The organism is Ligilactobacillus equi DSM 15833 = JCM 10991 (genome assembly GCF_000615765.1).
GTDB lineage: Bacteria > Bacillota > Bacilli > Lactobacillales > Lactobacillaceae > Ligilactobacillus > Ligilactobacillus equi.
This window is the reverse complement of record NZ_BAMI01000045.1, coordinates 1-15995: the sequence shown is the minus strand read 5'-3', so window position 1 is coordinate 15995 and position 15995 is coordinate 1. Positions and strand designations below refer to the sequence as shown.

11 protein-coding genes and 4 pseudogenes are annotated in these 15995 nt (G+C 41.5%); 10 read left to right on the top strand and 5 right to left on the bottom strand.

The window, feature by feature from the left end:
• The 3 genes and pseudogenes from JCM10991_RS16210 to JCM10991_RS16430 form a co-directional block, all read right to left on the bottom strand.
• Positions 1-287 (bottom strand): hypothetical protein (locus tag JCM10991_RS16210; RefSeq protein WP_263640308.1); only part of this gene is annotated, 287 nt, incomplete at its 3' end.
• A gap of 8 nt (positions 288-295) precedes the next feature.
• Complete coding sequence (locus JCM10991_RS16435) at positions 296-511, bottom strand: UPF0236 family transposase-like protein (protein WP_369384720.1); 216 nt, start codon at positions 509-511, stop codon at positions 296-298.
• Positions 512-540: 29 nt separating this feature from the next.
• Positions 541-771, bottom strand: a pseudogene (locus JCM10991_RS16430) (UPF0236 family transposase-like protein); the annotation flags it as partial.
• Between the two features lie 166 nt (positions 772-937).
• On the opposite strand from JCM10991_RS16430, the gene JCM10991_RS08970 reads away from it, so the two are divergent.
• The 7 genes and pseudogenes from JCM10991_RS08970 (at position 938) to JCM10991_RS13480 (ending at position 10015) form a co-directional block, all read left to right on the top strand.
• Positions 938-2200, top strand: coding sequence for an FAD-dependent oxidoreductase (locus JCM10991_RS08970; protein WP_025021236.1), 1263 nt, complete (start codon positions 938-940; stop codon positions 2198-2200).
• Positions 2197-2961 (top strand): FAD-binding protein, encoded by a 765-nt coding sequence (locus tag JCM10991_RS08965; protein WP_025021235.1) that lies wholly within the window; start codon positions 2197-2199, stop codon positions 2959-2961. Before JCM10991_RS08970 ends, JCM10991_RS08965 begins: the two co-directional genes overlap by 4 nt.
• 662 nt (positions 2962-3623) lie before the next feature.
• Positions 3624-4152, top strand: a pseudogene (locus JCM10991_RS16425) (NADPH-dependent FMN reductase).
• Positions 4153-4163: 11 nt separating this feature from the next.
• Positions 4164-6620: a flavocytochrome c gene (locus JCM10991_RS08955; RefSeq protein WP_025021234.1), complete on the top strand. Its 2457-nt coding sequence runs from the start codon at positions 4164-4166 to the stop codon at positions 6618-6620.
• Positions 6621-6736: 116 nt separating this feature from the next.
• Positions 6737-7585 (top strand): serine hydrolase, encoded by an 849-nt coding sequence (locus JCM10991_RS08950; protein WP_025021233.1) that lies wholly within the window; start codon positions 6737-6739, stop codon positions 7583-7585.
• A 91-nt stretch (positions 7586-7676) separates the two neighbouring features.
• A pseudogene (gene proB / locus JCM10991_RS14940) lies at positions 7677-8754 on the top strand (glutamate 5-kinase).
• Between the two features lie 20 nt (positions 8755-8774).
• Positions 8775-10015: pseudogene (locus JCM10991_RS13480) on the top strand (glutamate-5-semialdehyde dehydrogenase).
• A 148-nt stretch (positions 10016-10163) separates the two neighbouring features.
• Here JCM10991_RS13480 and JCM10991_RS08930 read toward each other — a convergent pair.
• The gene (locus JCM10991_RS08930; RefSeq protein ID WP_025021230.1) at positions 10164-11789 is read right to left on the bottom strand and encodes a peptide ABC transporter substrate-binding protein; all 1626 of its coding nucleotides are present in this window, start codon (positions 11787-11789) and stop codon (positions 10164-10166) included.
• 199 nt (positions 11790-11988) lie between these two features.
• Here JCM10991_RS08930 and JCM10991_RS08925 point away from each other — a divergent pair, with 199 nt between their 5' ends.
• Complete coding sequence (locus JCM10991_RS08925) at positions 11989-12831, top strand: alpha/beta hydrolase (protein WP_025021229.1); 843 nt, start codon at positions 11989-11991, stop codon at positions 12829-12831.
• 41 nt (positions 12832-12872) lie between these two features.
• On the opposite strand, the gene thiD is transcribed toward JCM10991_RS08925, so the two are convergent.
• Positions 12873-13667 carry a bifunctional hydroxymethylpyrimidine kinase/phosphomethylpyrimidine kinase gene (thiD, locus tag JCM10991_RS08920; RefSeq protein WP_025021228.1) on the bottom strand — a complete coding sequence of 265 codons (795 nt, stop codon included), beginning with the start codon at positions 13665-13667 and terminating at the stop codon, positions 12873-12875.
• Between the two features lie 105 nt (positions 13668-13772).
• Between thiD and pdxR the strand changes: the two genes are divergently transcribed.
• Together pdxR and JCM10991_RS13475 are read left to right on the top strand one after the other, a co-directional pair.
• On the top strand, positions 13773-15191 hold the full coding sequence (gene pdxR, locus JCM10991_RS08915; RefSeq protein ID WP_225349954.1) for a MocR-like pyridoxine biosynthesis transcription factor PdxR: 1419 nt from the start codon (positions 13773-13775) through the stop codon (positions 15189-15191).
• 561 nt (positions 15192-15752) lie between these two features.
• On the top strand, positions 15753-15995 hold a 243-nt coding region (locus JCM10991_RS13475; protein WP_035188613.1), incomplete at its 3' end, for a hypothetical protein.

Here is a 15995-nt window from a genome sequence, read left to right as displayed (position 1 = left end):
ACCGTATTTCTGCGCTTTTTTCGTATGGTTGGGTCTGACAAATAAACTTTTTTGAACGGCTTTACCATGTCCCAATCACCTGACAAAACCCACTTTTTAAGTTTATTTTCACCATTCCATTTAAATCCACCACCAACAGCTAGTCGACAGGCCTTGACCACGTGGAATTTGTCTAAAATCTCAACTACATCCAACCAGTTACTACATGTTTTTAGCCACTTTCCTTCGTCACTAGTGAAGTATACCTTTATTTTTGAAAATGCATCTTTGCCATATCGCTGTACTATATAGTCTTTTACATTATCCCAAAGATCTTCCTTACCGCCACTTCCTGCGTAATGCAGTGTGGGCTTATCAAGGCTCGTTTAGACTTATCAACTTGACGATAACCCTCGTAAATATAGACCATTTTCTCATAATGTGATGTCCCGTCTTGGTATATGACGTGATCTTCATCAGCTTCGATGAATAAAAACTTAGGGCACTCTCCTGAAGTCTTTTCAACTGAAATACCGTCCTCAAATATTGTTCTAAACTCTCTTAAAAGTTCATGATGCTTGTCTTAGACACCACATTATGGTGAATATAACAGGCTTTTTGATAACTATTGTCGGCCGCAGTTTTACATAATTCTAAACGTAGTTTAGCATCAACTCTACGGTATTTTTCAATTTCTAAAAATGCATCTAGTAAAAAACAGTACTCCTTGGTTGTTTTATTCCGATAGTAATATCTTTCATATGTAATACTTCCCAACTCCGTCACAATTGTACGACTTCTGCAATTCGTCCACTAAAACTTTACGCAGTCACAAACCTATACAGGTTTGTTGATTTTCTTAGTTTTTTACGGAGAATTAGCAGAACCTTTCCGACTTCATTTGTGATATAATTAACATATATTGATAACGTTTCCAAAAATGAGGAGGAGTTTTTTTATGGGACAATTAAAGAACGGAACTTATCAAGTTAGCACCAAAGGTTTCAAAGGCGATATTGATTTAGCTGTAACCATCAAAGATGAACAAATTGCTAAGATTGATATTTTAAAAGAAGAAGAAACCCCAAATATCGGTGGCAAAGCACTCACTGCTCTAGTTCAAACTGCACAAGGAAGAAATGATTTTAACGTTGATGGTATTTCAGGAGCTTCTTATACTTCTAAAGCTTTTAATCAAGCACTGACTTTGGCAAAGATTGCTGCCCAGGATGAAAAACAAGAAGCAACCCTAACCCTAAATGATGGTCAGTATACTACCACAGTTAATTCCTTCCAAGAACATGAAGGTTTACCTGGTGTCGGGAAAATGACCATGTTGGCAACCTTTAAAGACAATAAAATTACAGATATTGAAGTTCCTGAATACACCGATACCCACATTATGGGTGGGATGGCCTTTGATATTTTAGCCAAAAAAGCAATTGCCAAACAATCAACCGACTTAGATGTCGTAACTGGTGCTAGTGTATCTTCTAATGCCTTTCGCCAAGCTCTTGATAATTGTATTCTCCAAGCCGGTGGCCAACCTGAAATTTTTGCAGCCCGTAAAATTAAGCAACGGACACCAATTGTTGAAAATTTAAATACCGACATTGTCGTTATCGGAGCGGGAATGGCTGGTTTATGTGCTGCTATTGAAGCCACTGATCAAGGAGCCAAAGTTCTTATCTGCGAAGCACAAGAAATCAACGGTTCTTCCTCCACTCGTTCAGAAGGGTTCGTCATGGGGGCCGGTACCAAGGAACAGGCTAAGCACGGTATCGAAGACACAACAGATGCCTTCTTCGAAGATATTTACTCTCTTTACAAGGACGAACCAACTATCGACACCAAACTTATGCGCAAGTTAACTCACGACTCCACAGATCTTAACAACTTCCTAATGGAAAACGGAGTTACCTGGTCAGGAGTTACCCACGTAAGTGAAAAAGGCGTTCGTAACTTGAAACGGGCCCACACAACAGCCGGTTTAGGGGCAGAATTAATTGAAAACTTAGTTCAATCCGCCCAAGAAAAGGGCGTAGACTTACGTTATGGCTTAGCCGTGGATAGATTAATTACCTTAAATGGCCAAGTCCAAGGGGTCGTTGCCCGCAATAAACTAGGTGATACCTTAATTATCCATGCCAGTTCTGTAATTGTGGCTGCCGGTTCCTACACCGAAAATCCGGAAATGGTGAAGGAACTCAACCTCGTATGAATAATATTGAAGTTATCACTGGGCGGGGAAATGGTTCGGCAATGCGCTTCTTTAAACAAGCTGGGGCTCAAATTATTGACGTACCTTACATCCAAATGATGTATTACTTCTACGGAGCCTCATGGGGGGATCGTTTCCCTGAAGCCATTCCTGGCTCACCTACCCTCCCTAACTATGATGTCTTAGAAGTCGATGGTGGTGGACGGCGTGTAGCCTCTGAAGATGACTTCTGTTTCGAATACACTAAACGTGTTTGGGATGGAGGTTACAACGAAGGTTATGCTATCTTTGGCCAAGTTACAGCTGACAAATACCCGGAAATGACTGATCTTGGTTTAACTACGAAAACCGCCCAAGGTAAACCTTTCGGCTACCGTGAAGATAGCATCAAAGCTTTAGCAATAGATGTTGGCATTGATCCTCAAACCTTGGAAGCTACAGTTGCTCGCTACAATGAACTTTGCGAAAAAGGTGTGGATGAAGATTTCCATAAGAATCCAGCCAATATGATTAAGATTACTGCTCCTTACTACCTAGTACGCTTACCACAAATCTGTACCGATGGTTATACCGGGGCCAAGATTAATGAAAATGCCCAAGTTCTTGACGAAGATAACCAAGTTATTAAGGGCTTATACGCTTGTGGTTCTTGTGCTGACAGTCAAATGACCGGGATTAACTACTTTGGTTGCGGTACGTCCCTCCTAACCTGTGGGGTTTATGGTCGCGCTGCTGCTAAAGATGCGGTAAGTCACTTATAAGCATAATAGTTAACTCGAGGCTGAGGCAAAAGCCCCGAGTTTTCAAAAAACACTTTTCACTGAAATTATGGTACCCCCTAAAGGAAGCATGCCAAGTGTGAAAAGTGTTTTTTCTTGTATGTTGCCATCTCTTGTGTCAACTACCCGAGTCTAAAAACATGGGGCCCTGTAACTCACGACACCTACGTCATAGTAAGCATGTCGGGGCAAACCAGACTCTCCTACCGTGGTGCAGTTACGTTTAGATGTTTGACAAGCACCCTTTATTTCTAACAAGTTGAATTTCATTCAACAATATCAGTCAAAAACTAGGGTAAAGCTTTCGATGTAACTAAAAAATTTTAATCAGTTGTTGTAACAGCATTTTTATACGCATCTTAATACGTATTTAAATACGTAACATCATACATAACTTAATACGTAAATTCATATGTATATCACTAAAAACTTGATTTTATAGAACGGAAAAACTCATTTTTCCCAGCTTCTGTTGCTAGTTCTGTCAAAACAAGTTATGCCCTAAAAAGCATAATTTGTGAAAAAATTATATTTTTATGTCGATTTAAACACAAAAATGATTTATAATAACCATTGGGCTTAATTTTTAATTAAGTAAAAAAATTTACATCCTAAGAAAACGCTTAACAAAAGGAGCTGACAACATGAAATTTGTTGCAATTGTCGGTACCAACGCTGATTTTTCTTTGAACCGTAACCTTTTAAGGTTCATGCAAAAACACTTTACCAAACAAGCCGACATTGAAATTTTAGAAATTAAAGACTTAGAAGCTTTCCACGATGCAAGCCAAACTCCAAGTGCTCAAGTTATTGCATTTAGTGATAAAATCCACGCTGCTGATGGGGTGATTATTTCTACACCAGAATATGACCACACCATCTGCACCATTGGCTTCTGCCTTAGAATGGTTGGGGCAAACTAAGGCTCTAAACCACAAAAAAGTGATGATTACCGGTGCTTCTTACGGGGTTTTAGGAACTTTACGAGCCCAAGAACACTTGCGCCGTATCTTGCAAAGTCCTAATTTAGCAGCCAGCACTCTTGCTGGGGAAGAATTCTTCCTCCGCCGGGCAGCCCAAGCCTTCGATGAAGAAGGTAATTTAAAGGACACCCAAGTGGTAGCGCAACTTGACCAATACTTTGCTGACTTTGTTAGCTGGGTAAAAGACTAGGAGGCTTAAAAATGAAATTAGTCGGAATTGTTGGCTCCGCCAAAAACAATGCGCCAGCCAGAACTTTACTTCAATTTATGCAAAAACACTTTGCAGACCAAGCAGAAATTTCCCTGCTTGAATGTCGTGATTTTCCAATGTTCAATGAGTCAGATGACCAAAGCGAAACTGATTTACTTAAGAATGCGGCAGCACAAATCGAAGCCGCTGATGGGGTAATCATCGCCACTGATGAGGAAAACCGCACTATCCCCTCAACTTTAAATAGTTTCTTAGATTGGATGTCCTTTAACCTTCATCCTTTAACAGGGAAACCTTTAATGATTGTTGGGGCTGCGGAAGATATTCACGGCTCTGCTAGTGCTCAAATTCACTTGCGCGAAATTATGGACGCCCCAGGTTTAGGACCTATCGTACTCGGAAGTAACGAATTCGTTATGGGGAACGCTCTTGAAGCTTTCGATGAAGACGGCAACATCAAAGCTCAAGGTACCATTGATTTCTTGAGTCAATGTTTCAAGAACTTCTTGCGCTTCGTAAAAGCTACCACCGTGCTAAGTTTACCAGAAGAAGTGGAATTCACCCCAGGGACTTACGAAGTTTCTGCTAAGGGACATAACGGTGACTTCAGCGTAAAAGTTACCTTATCTAAGGACCGCATCGAAGATATCGATATTGATACGGCTAGCGAAACCAAGGGTATTTCCGAAGCTGCCTTCGAAAGAATTCCTGCTCAAATCTTAGCTGGCCAAACTTTAAATGTGGATGCTGTCTCCGGAGCTTCAGATACAAGTAATGGGATTCTAGATAGTGTGGCCCAAGCTGTTAAAGAAGCTGGCGTTGACCCTAACATTTTAAAGAAGCGTCCTAAACCAAGTGCTGACGCTGTGAAGTTGCCTCAAGAATACACGGTTGACCTAGCTGTGATTGGTGCCGGGGGCGCTGGTTTAACGGCCACTGCTACTGCTTTACAAGCTGGAAAATCTACCTTAGTCTTGGAAAAGTTCCCATCAACTGGGGGGAACACCGTCCGCGCCGGGGGACCTGTCAACGCCGCCGACCCTGAGTGGCAAAATACCTTCAAAGCTCTACCAGGCGAAGCCGATACCTTAAAGGAAATGTTGGACTACGATACCAATCAAATTGATCCTGAATACCAAGCTGATTTCCGTAAATTACAAGCTGAAATCAAGGCTTACCTTGATGGGGACCACGACTATCTCTTCGATTCTCCTACTTGGCATGAAATCCAAACTTACCTCGGTGGTAAGCGCGTTGATTTAAATGGCCAAGAAATTCACGGTAACTACGACTTAGTTAAAACTTTAACTGATAATGCCCTAGACTCTGTGAAATGGCTAGCTGACTTAGGGGTTGAATATGATCAAACCGAAGTTACCATGCCAGTTGGGGCAAAGTGGCGTCGGGGTCACAAACCAACAGAACCCCTTGGTTTTGCCTTCATTCGTGTCTTGTCTGAATTTGTCAAGAACAATGGTGGACAAATCTTAACCGAAACCCGTGCTACGAAATTGATTACTGATGACAATGGCAAGGTAATTGGTATCAAAGCTCGGACCGCCCAAGGCCAAGAAGTACTCGTTCATGCTAAAGCCGTTATTTTAGCAGCTGGGGGCTTTGGAGCCAATACCAAAATGGTACAAAAATACAACACTTACTGGGAAAACATCGATGATGACATCGCCACAACTAACTCCCCTTCTATCACCGGTGACGGAATTGAGTTAGGCACGGCCGTCGGGGCGGACCTTGTTGGCATGGGCTTCTCCCAAATGATGCCTGTTTCCGACCCTGTGACCGGGGAACTTTTCACTGGTCTGCAAACTCCACCAGCAAACTACATCATGGTTAACCAAGCTGGGAAGCGGTTTGTTGATGAATACGAAGGTCGGGATGTCTTAGCCAAAGCAGCCATTAAGAATGGTGGGCTCTTCTACTTGATTGCCGATAACGAAATTAAAAAGACGGCCTACAACACAAGCGAAGAAAAAATTGAAGCTCAAGTTAAGGCTGGTACCCTTTACAAGGCAGATACTTTAGAAGACCTCGCTAAGCAATTAGACATGGACCCTGAGGTCTTCGTTGACACCATCAATAAGTACAACAGCTACGTTGATGCGGGGCACGACCCAGAATTTGGTAAGGAAGTCTTCGATCTCAAGGTAGTGCAAGCACCATTCTATGCCACACCACGTAAACCGGCCATCCACCACACCATGGGTGGTTTAAAGATTGATACTCAGGCTCATGTCTTGGATAAGAATAACCACGCGATTGCCGGCTTGTTTGCTGCCGGAGAAGTTGCTGGGGGGCTACACGCTGGGAACCGTTTAGGTGGTAATTCCTTGGCTGATATCTTCACTTTCGGACGTATTGCTGCAAAAACAGCCATTGCTGAAGATGTCGAGGTTGAAGCTGATGCCACTAGTGGGGCTTCTGAAGCTTAAACTTAACTAAGTTAAGACCCTTTGGTTTAACGCCAAAGGGTCTTTTTGAGGCTTTTCTTGCAATTTTGACCAAAAACTTGCATAATATAGAAATAGCTTTCTAGAAAGGTATGTACATGAATTATCAAAAACGTAGCCAACACCGACAAGTGAAGACCCAAAAGAGACAGCGACATGTCTATCAAATTGGGATCTTCCTGATTTTAGGCTTGCTGGGAATTACCTTTTTCACGACTGATGTAATTCCCACTCCTCAGGAATTTCACCTCCGCCAAGCATGGAAATCAAGTAGTCAAACTTATAAAGGTCAATATAGTATTGCCATTTTTTCAGAAAAAAACGGCCAAACCTATACCTACACAAACCGCCCTTTCAAACACGATTGGGTAACTGCTAGTACCGTCAAAGTCGCGGTTTTAGTAGCCCTTTTACACCAAGAAGGTGGGGCCTTGAGCGGTTACGAAGCGACTTTGGCGCGGCAAATGATCGAAAATAGCGACAACGACGCGACTACCACGCTTCTCAAAACTTATCTTGGAGGCTATGATGCTTTAAATCAAGTCTACGAAGCTTTAGGTATGAAATACACTCATACCCCCACTTCGAGTTGGGGACTAACAACCACCACGCCTAAAGACCAATTAATCTTGCTGAAACAAATTTTCCAAGACTCCGATTATCTGAGTACTTCCGCGCAAACTTACTCTAAAGCTCTGATGGCTAATGTGGAAGCAGACCAAAACTGGGGTATTTCAGCGGGGAGTGACCACTATTACCTCAAAAATGGCTGGCTTCCCGATGATAAAGGCCACTGGTACGTAAATAGCATTGGCTATATTCCAAGTGATCCCGGCGCTAATAATGGCTATCTCATTGCCGTTTACACACAAAATAATGCTAGTTTAGCTACAGGAGAAAACCAAATTGAAAACTTAGCCAAAGTCGTCCCAGAAATTTTACAATAATTTTTACATCCTGGTTAACACCAGGATTTTTTGATTTTCTCCGCCCTAAATCCATGTTATACTTGAGAAAACGTTTCAACAAGGAAAAAATATGAAAGATAAATTAATCGTTTTCAAAATTGGGACCTCTTCTTTGACCAATCACATGGGGGATTTAGATGCAGAAAAGTTGGCCCAAATTACTTCACAATTAGCACAGCTCCACCACCAAGGCTATCAATTAGTCTTAGTAACTTCCGGTTCGATTGCTGCTGGTTTCCGGCGTTTAGGTTTTGACAAGCGGCCCAAACACATCGCTGACAAACAGGCTAGCGCTGCCGTGGGGCAAGGTTTACTCATCGAACACTACACCACCAATCTCATGCAAGATGGCATTGTCTCGGCCCAAGTTCTTTTGACCCAAGATGACTTCAAAGACCCTCGACGCTACAACAATGCTGCCCAGGCCCTCCAAGTCTTACTCAAGCGCAGGGCCATTCCTATTATTAATGAAAATGACACCATCGCCGTTGATGAAATCAAGGTTGGCGATAACGATACGCTTTCCGCCCAAGTCGCTGGTTTACTTAAAGCTGACCTCTTAGTCTTACTCACGGATGTGGCGGGCCTTTACACCGCAAATCCGCGTAAAGATCCGCAGGCTCAAGCCATTGCCAAGTTGATAATATTACACCTGAGCTTTTCCAAATCGCTTCCGGAGCTGGTACAGCCAATGGAACTGGCGGAATGGTCACTAAAATCCAGGCGGCCCGTTTGGCCACGATGGCTGGCGTACCAGTTTTCATTACTTCATCCCAATTAAAAAATTCATTACCCAAAGCCGTCAAGCAAGAAATCCAAGGAACTTATTTCACGGCGCAAACCAAGGCCTTCAACCAAAAGAAACAATGGTTAGCTTCTACGCTCCTAGTCAAGCTGATATTTTTGTGGATGCTGGGGCGGAAAAAGCCATGGTTGCCAAGGGGCATAGCCTCTTACTTTCGGGTATTAGTGAATTTAGCGGTAATTTCCAACGTAATGATATTGTCTCAGTTTACAGCCAAACTAGCGGTAAATTAATCGGTAAAGGACGGGCACGTTTTTCCCGTTTGGTCGTCGAAGAACTACTTCAATTCAAACACCCTGAAGGGACCTTCATCCATCGTGATGACTGGGTAACCCTACTTTAAGAAAGGATGATTATATGACCATAAGTTCTACACAAGCGCTCATTCAAAGTCTGTTACAACACAAAAAATCAATCAACCAAGCTTCTGAAACCGCTAAAAATGAAGCCCTCGCTAAAATGGCCACTAGCCTCCAAGCTGCACAAGCCGAAATTTTAGCCGCTAATCAAATTGATATGGAAAACGCTCACGGACACATTGCACCTGTTATGTTAGATCGACTCAAATTGACTCCCGAACGTATCGCAGAAATGGCCCAAGGTATTTTAGCCCTCCAAGCTTTACCCGATCCTGTCGGCCGTATCCTCGCTAGCCATCAAGCTGAAAACGGCATGCATATCCAAAAAGTCGCCGTACCCTTCGGCCTTTTAGGTATGATTTATGAAAGTCGCCCTAATGTTACTTCCGATGTAGCAGCCTTAGCCGTTAAATCTGGAAATGCTGTTATCCTCCGTGGAGGCAAAGAAGCTTACAATTCGGCGGTCGCCATTGTTAAAGCACTCAAGCTGGGTTGGCCCAAAGTGAAATTTCGCCACAAGTCATTGAACTGGTGAGCGATACTAGCCGGGCATCGTCTTTAGAATTAATGACTGCCAAGGGACAGATCGACCTTCTCATTCCACGTGGTGGGGCGGGTCTCATCAAGGCCGTGGTAGAAAATGCCACCGTACCCGTGATTGAAACTGGCACTGGTATTTGCCATGTTTACGTCGATCAAGCTGCCGATTTAGACCAGGCTCTCAAAATTGTTGCCAATGCTAAAACTAGCCGTCCTTCTGTCTGTAACTCCGCTGAGGTTTGCCTAGTTCATGAAAAGATTGCTGCTACTTTCTTGCCACGTTTAAATGAACTTTTCAAAGGTCAAGTTCAAATGCGCGCTAATCAACAGGCACTCCCTTATCTCCCCGATGCCATTGCCGCTGGTAGTCAAGACTTCGATACAGAGTTCCTAGACTATATCATGGCCATCAAGGTGGTCCCCGATACTCAAGCTGCCATTGACCACATTAACCAACATTCGACTGGGCACAGCGAAGCCATCGTTACCAAAGATGATAGGCAAGCTCAGCTCTTCACACAAGCGGTCGATTCAGCCGCTGTTTACGTTAACGCCTCGACCCGTTTCACAGATGGCGGTCAATTTGGGCTCGGTTGTGAACTGGGCATTTCCACTCAAAAAATGCACGCGCGAGGTCCTATGGGCTTGGCTGAAATGACTACCTACAAATATATCATCCAAGGTGATGGCCAAATCCGCGCCTAAAATTTGGATTTTTAAGAAAAACTGTGGACTCCTAGATAGGAATCCACAGTTTTTGGTGTTTGGAAAAATTTAAAATTTGAACTAATAGTGACGTTCCAGCGAATTCATGACCACAAAAAAGCCGGATTACTCCGACTTCTTCATATTATTATTTTGAGATGTAGACATTCTTCCAGTTGTTTGTAACCCCAGCAGAGTTTTGGATTAAGCCCTTAACTCCTGGACGTAACATGTAAGCCTGGTTTAATTGGAAGAGCGGTGTTGCCCCTTGGTCTTCATTCAAGACATCAGAAGCCTTCACCAAATCGTTGAAACGCTTCTTAGCATTGTTAGCGTCAGTTGTCTTAGATGCCGTAATTAACTTATCGTATTCTGCATTGTTCCACTTACCAGTGTTGTATGAGTTGTCAGAAGTAAATAAGTCTAAGAAGGAGATTGGGTCAGCGAAGTCCGCACCCCAAGCTACGGCAGCCATATCAAAGTCCCCGCCAGATACACGACTTAAACGTGTCTTAAATGGTACATTTTGAACCGTGATTTTAGTGCCATTACCTAAATTAGTTTCCAATTGACTTTGGACAAATTCAGTAACTTTCTTAGCGACATCAGTGTCATCCCCTAATAAGTTCAAGGTCAACTTGTCTTCGCCAACTTCTTGTAACCCTTCTTTCAAGAGACGTTGCGCTTCTTTCTTGTCAAGCTTGTTAGCCTTAGAGTCCGCTACTTGTACGAAATCTTTGCCATCGTAAGTTGCTAAACCTTTAGAAACAACGCTTGAAGATGGTAACGTTCCCGCACCTAAAATGTTAGCTGCTAAAGTTTCACGGTTAATAGCATGAGAAATAGCTTGACGAATCTTTTGGTTAGCTAAGAACTTGTTCTTCGCAACATTGTATTGCAAGTAGTTTGTCCGCGCTTGCTTCAAGATGTGGTAACCATCTTGTTTGTTTAATTGCTTAGCTTGTTCGGTAGATAAGAAAGTGTAATCAAGTTTGTTTGATTGGTACAAGTTGTAAGAAGTGTTAGTTGACTTGTTAACTTGGAATTCAATTGCTGACAACTTCACATTATCTTTATCCCAGTATTTATCATTCTTTTCTAATTTCCACTTCAAGTTAGTCCCTGTCCAACCAGTCATCTTGAATGGACCATTGTAAGTCATGTACTTCGCAGCTGTCCCGTACTTATCACCGTACTTTTCAACCGCCTTTTGACTTTGTGGGAAGAAGAGTGGGAAGCCCATCAATAATTTGAAGTATGGAATATCCTTTTCTAAAGTAACAACTAACTTGTCATCACCAACAGCCTTAACCCCTAAGTCAGTTACCGGTTTCTTACCATCAATGATGGCATCCGCATTCTTAATTCCGCTGAATAAGTATGAATATTCTGAAGCAGTCTTAGGATCTACAGTTCTTTGCCAAGAGTAAACAAAATCTTTGGCAGTTACAGGGTCACCATTAGACCAAGTACTCTTACGTAATTTGAAAGTATAAGTCAAACCATCATCGGAAACCTTAGTTGATTTTGCCAAACCTGGAGTAACCTTACTATCCTTACCTAAACGGTAAAGACCTTCCATGGAGTTGGCCATTTGGTCAAAAGAAATTGTATCTGTTGCTTTGGATGGATCCATAGATGGCAATTCAGATTGATAAGACCACTTTAAAACTTGATCGGATGCAAGTTTGTCTGATTTATTTCCACAAGCGGCGAGTCCGACCGCCGTTAGGGCTGCTAGCGAACCCACAGCTAATAACTTTTTGGCTTTCATAAACATCCTCTTTTCTAATGTTCCTTTTTTCTTCTATATGTTGTATTCTAATTTAAAATTAAAAATAAAGCAAGTACATTTTTATTTATTTTTAATTTTTTATTCAGAAACTTTTCCATTTTTTATCAATTATCCCCAACTATTTTACACGCTACTAAAGCAGAGGAGTGCTATAATAAAGGTGAAAGGAGGCTAAGATTTGAAAAAAATTTTACTCGTTGCACTTGCTTTAATTATTGTCGCTTTGGGGATTCAGCTTCTCCTCTTAAAAGGCAGTCGCGAAGAACCCCTCCGTCAAAATCGCCTCAAAACTGATGTAACTTACTCTGACACCCCGACCTTACTAATACCAGGCTGGGGTGGAAATGCATGGACCTATTCACATTTAATCGACTATTACCAAAAGCAAAACCTTGCCCAAAAAACCATGACCATTCATGTCACTCCTACTGGAAAGGTACACGTACAAGGTGCGGTTATGAATAAGAAAAATTCTTTAATCCAAGTCCTCTTCGATTGGAACTATACTAAAAATTACCTACCCCAAACGGCTTGGCTTTCCAGTGTTTTACGCGTTTTGCATAAAAATTACGGCATTAACCAACTAAATGTTGTTGCACATTCTTGGGGAGGAACGGCCTTTGTACACGCCCTCGCTAACTCTAGTTACCTCCAAAAAAACATCAACTTTAAAAAAATCATTTTATTAGGGGTACCAATTAACGAAGGTTTCTCCTCCAAAATCAGTTATAACCAAGCTTTAACGCAAAAGACCTCTGACCATAACTACTTGCGTTTGGCTAAAAAATTAGATAAATTTAATCCACATAACCTTATTCATTTCTATAACTTAATGGGGTCTAAAGATGGACAAAAAAAGACCGATGGTGAAGTCCCTAATGTCCAATCCGAGTTCCTTAAAACCGTGATTCACAGTAATTGGTCCACTTACAGCCAAAAAGTCTATAAGGATACCAATCACACCGACCTCCACCAAAATAAAGAAATTCTCAATCATATGGCAGCCATTTTATGGCAGTAAAAAAGACTTCAGCTTCTTCTCAAAGTTGAAGTCTTTTCGGTTTAAACCCAGTGATTAATGGGACCAAATTTGTGACCAACAGCAATTTCTTGCGTCAAAGCACGATAGGTGTAGGCTTGCGCTTTAGTTATTGCCGTTTTGATATCTTGTCCGAGGGCTATTTGAGCAACAATTGCCGCCGATAAAGTATCACCAGTTCCATTAAAGTGGGTCGTTTCGTAGTAGTCATGTTCCAGCCAAAAATCCTGACCATCAGCTAATAAAACATAATCACTGACCCTATCTTGACCCGCCTCATGTCGTCCTTTAATCATAATATTTTTAGCACCTAAAGCTTGAAGTTTACGGGCCGCTTTTTTTACTGCTTTTGCATCCTTTAATTCCATTTGCGCTAATTTTTGCGCTTCGTAAAAATTCGGAGTTAGCACTGTCGCTAAAGGCAACAATTTCGTCCGTAAAGTCTGATAGGCCTGCTCTTCTAAGAGAAGGTTACCATGTTTGGTGATAATGACTGGGTCAACTACTAACGGGCCTAAATCATATTTCTGATACGCAGCGACGACCGTTTCAATCGTTGCTGTATCAGTCAACATCCCCGTCTTAGTTGCCCGAATGTTAAAATCCTCCGCTAAGACTTCAAATTGCTTGGCTATGAAGGCTTGGGGTAAAGCTACGCTATCCCAAATTCCATAGGAGTTACCCGCCACACAAGCCGTCAATACTGACATACCATAGACCTTCTGCGCTAAAAAAGTATTCATATCAGCTTGCATCCCGGCTGAACCATCACTATCTGAACCCGCAATCGTTAATACTTGTGGATACTCATTCACCATTTATACCGCCCCTTACTTGTCTTTAATTATTAATCATTTTATAATAAATCTGGTAATATAAAAATAATCAAAATAAACTAAAAATAAAGTCCAGATAGGAGAAAAATGATGCTCACCTATAATTTTCAAAACGTTACTGGTCCCCTCTATGAATATATCTATTTACGCCTCAAAGAAGATATTCTTTCCGGTAAACTTGCCCCTCACGAAAAACTACCTTCCAAGCGTTCCTTCGCTAATAATAACGGGATTAGTACCATTACGATTCAAAATGCATATGACCAGTTAATCTCCGAAGGCTATGTTTACACCCGGCCCAAAAAGGGCTATTATGTGGCCAACATTAATCAAACTAAAATTATTCCTACGCAAGCCAAAATTGACCTCGGTATTCAGACACCACCCCAACCGCTAAAATTTGATTGTGATTTATCGAGTAACCAATTAGCTCCCAAAAGTTTTCCCTTTTCTGTGTGGACCAAGTTGCTCCGCCAGACCATTGCCCAACGAAAAGATGCCCTTATGGAAGTCTCACCAACCGGTGGACAAACTGAACTACGACAAGCTATTGCCGAGCATCTTAAGTCTTTCCGGGGCATGTTAGTTGATCCTAACCAAATTATCGTCGGCGCTGGTACCGAATATCTTTATAGTCTTTTGATTCAATTACTGGGCCAAGATAAAAAATACTGCACTGAAAATCCCGGTTACAAACGGCTCGCACAAATTTATCAACAAGCCGGCGTTGACTGTACCTACATTGACATTGATGATTATGGAGTTACCGCTGATGATTTACGGAATTCTCAAGCAGATATTGCCCATCTCAGCCCCAACCACCATTTTCCCACGGGAATCTCCATGCCTGCTAACCGGCGCTATGAGATCTTAGCTTGGGCCAATGAAATGAACGGTCGTTACATCATTGAAGATGATTACGACAGCGAATTTCGACTTCAAGGTCGTCCGATACCGACCCTCTTTTCTAGTGATGCTTGCGAAAAAGTTATCTATTTAAATACCTTCTCCAAGTCCCTCACTCCGACCATCCGGATTTCTTACATGGTTTTACCAGCACATCTGGCCAACCGTTTCTACCAACAACTCTCTTTTTACGCTTGTACTGTCTCGAACTTCGAACAATACACCTTGGCTGCTTTCATCGGGCAAGGTTATTTTGAAAAGCATATTAATCGTATGCGTCTCTACTATCGGCGTCAAAGAAGCAGGGTCATTAAGATTATTACCACTAGTTCCTTGGCCCCCTACTGTGAAATTTTAGAAAATGATGCAGGCTTGCACTTCGTTTTAAAATTAAAGACCAAACTCAGTGATCAAGAAATCACGCAACGTATGGCTCAGGCGGGAATTCACTTGACTTCCATGGCTGCTTATTACTTGACGCCGGAACATGTTAGTCAACATCTTTTTATTATTAATTATTCTAATATCAATACAGATAAACTGCATGATGCTTGCCAGAAACTCACTGAAATAATCAAAAAAGGCGCTATCCGAAAATAGCACCTTAGTACTTAATTAGTCCTCAAGTAAAAACTTAAGTAACTTCTTAAGTACTTTTTTGATTGTTCCAGATGGACCAATTACGAATATTAGTTAATGCACAAATTGTTAGAATGAGTACCTAACCGCAAGCGTGGGGACTAGCGAAAGTTAGCCCCTTTTTGTGCTTAGTTAATCAAAGCCAATAACTCAAAAGAAAAGATTCCGTAAATAATTGCGAGATAATTATTACTTATTCCAATATTTCTGCGCGATAAAACTGGCCAAAATTTAACTTCTGTCTGGAAACTAACAACGTCTATTCCAACTCTGATACCTTCTCGATGATCCTTAATCAATTCTTTCTTCTACTCAGGAGTAAGTTTATCTGAATTTAGCAAGGACACGTCGTATATCCCCATCCAAAATACTTGACCATTGATACCGGTGATTACCTTTGGAAACTGGCTATTCTCTAACTACATTACAAAAAGTAGTATTAATCAAAGTTTATTAAAGCATCTCTTGCTTAAACATAACTTACTTAGAAGAACTAAATTTTCATTAGATTACAGATTCTTTATGAGTCTCACTATCGTCGGAATTTATCGCCTACAGTATCAAGATCAGATTACCTCACTTAAAGATATGAAATACCTCCGCAGTTTAGATTTTTATCATGATAGTCAACAATTTATCACTGAATATTTTGCTACCTTAGGCCAAGAAAATCGGCTTAATCAAAAGAGTTATGATTACTTTGCTTACGCTGCTCTCTTTTTGCCACATTGCAGTCAGAAATTACTAGAAAAATATGACGATTAT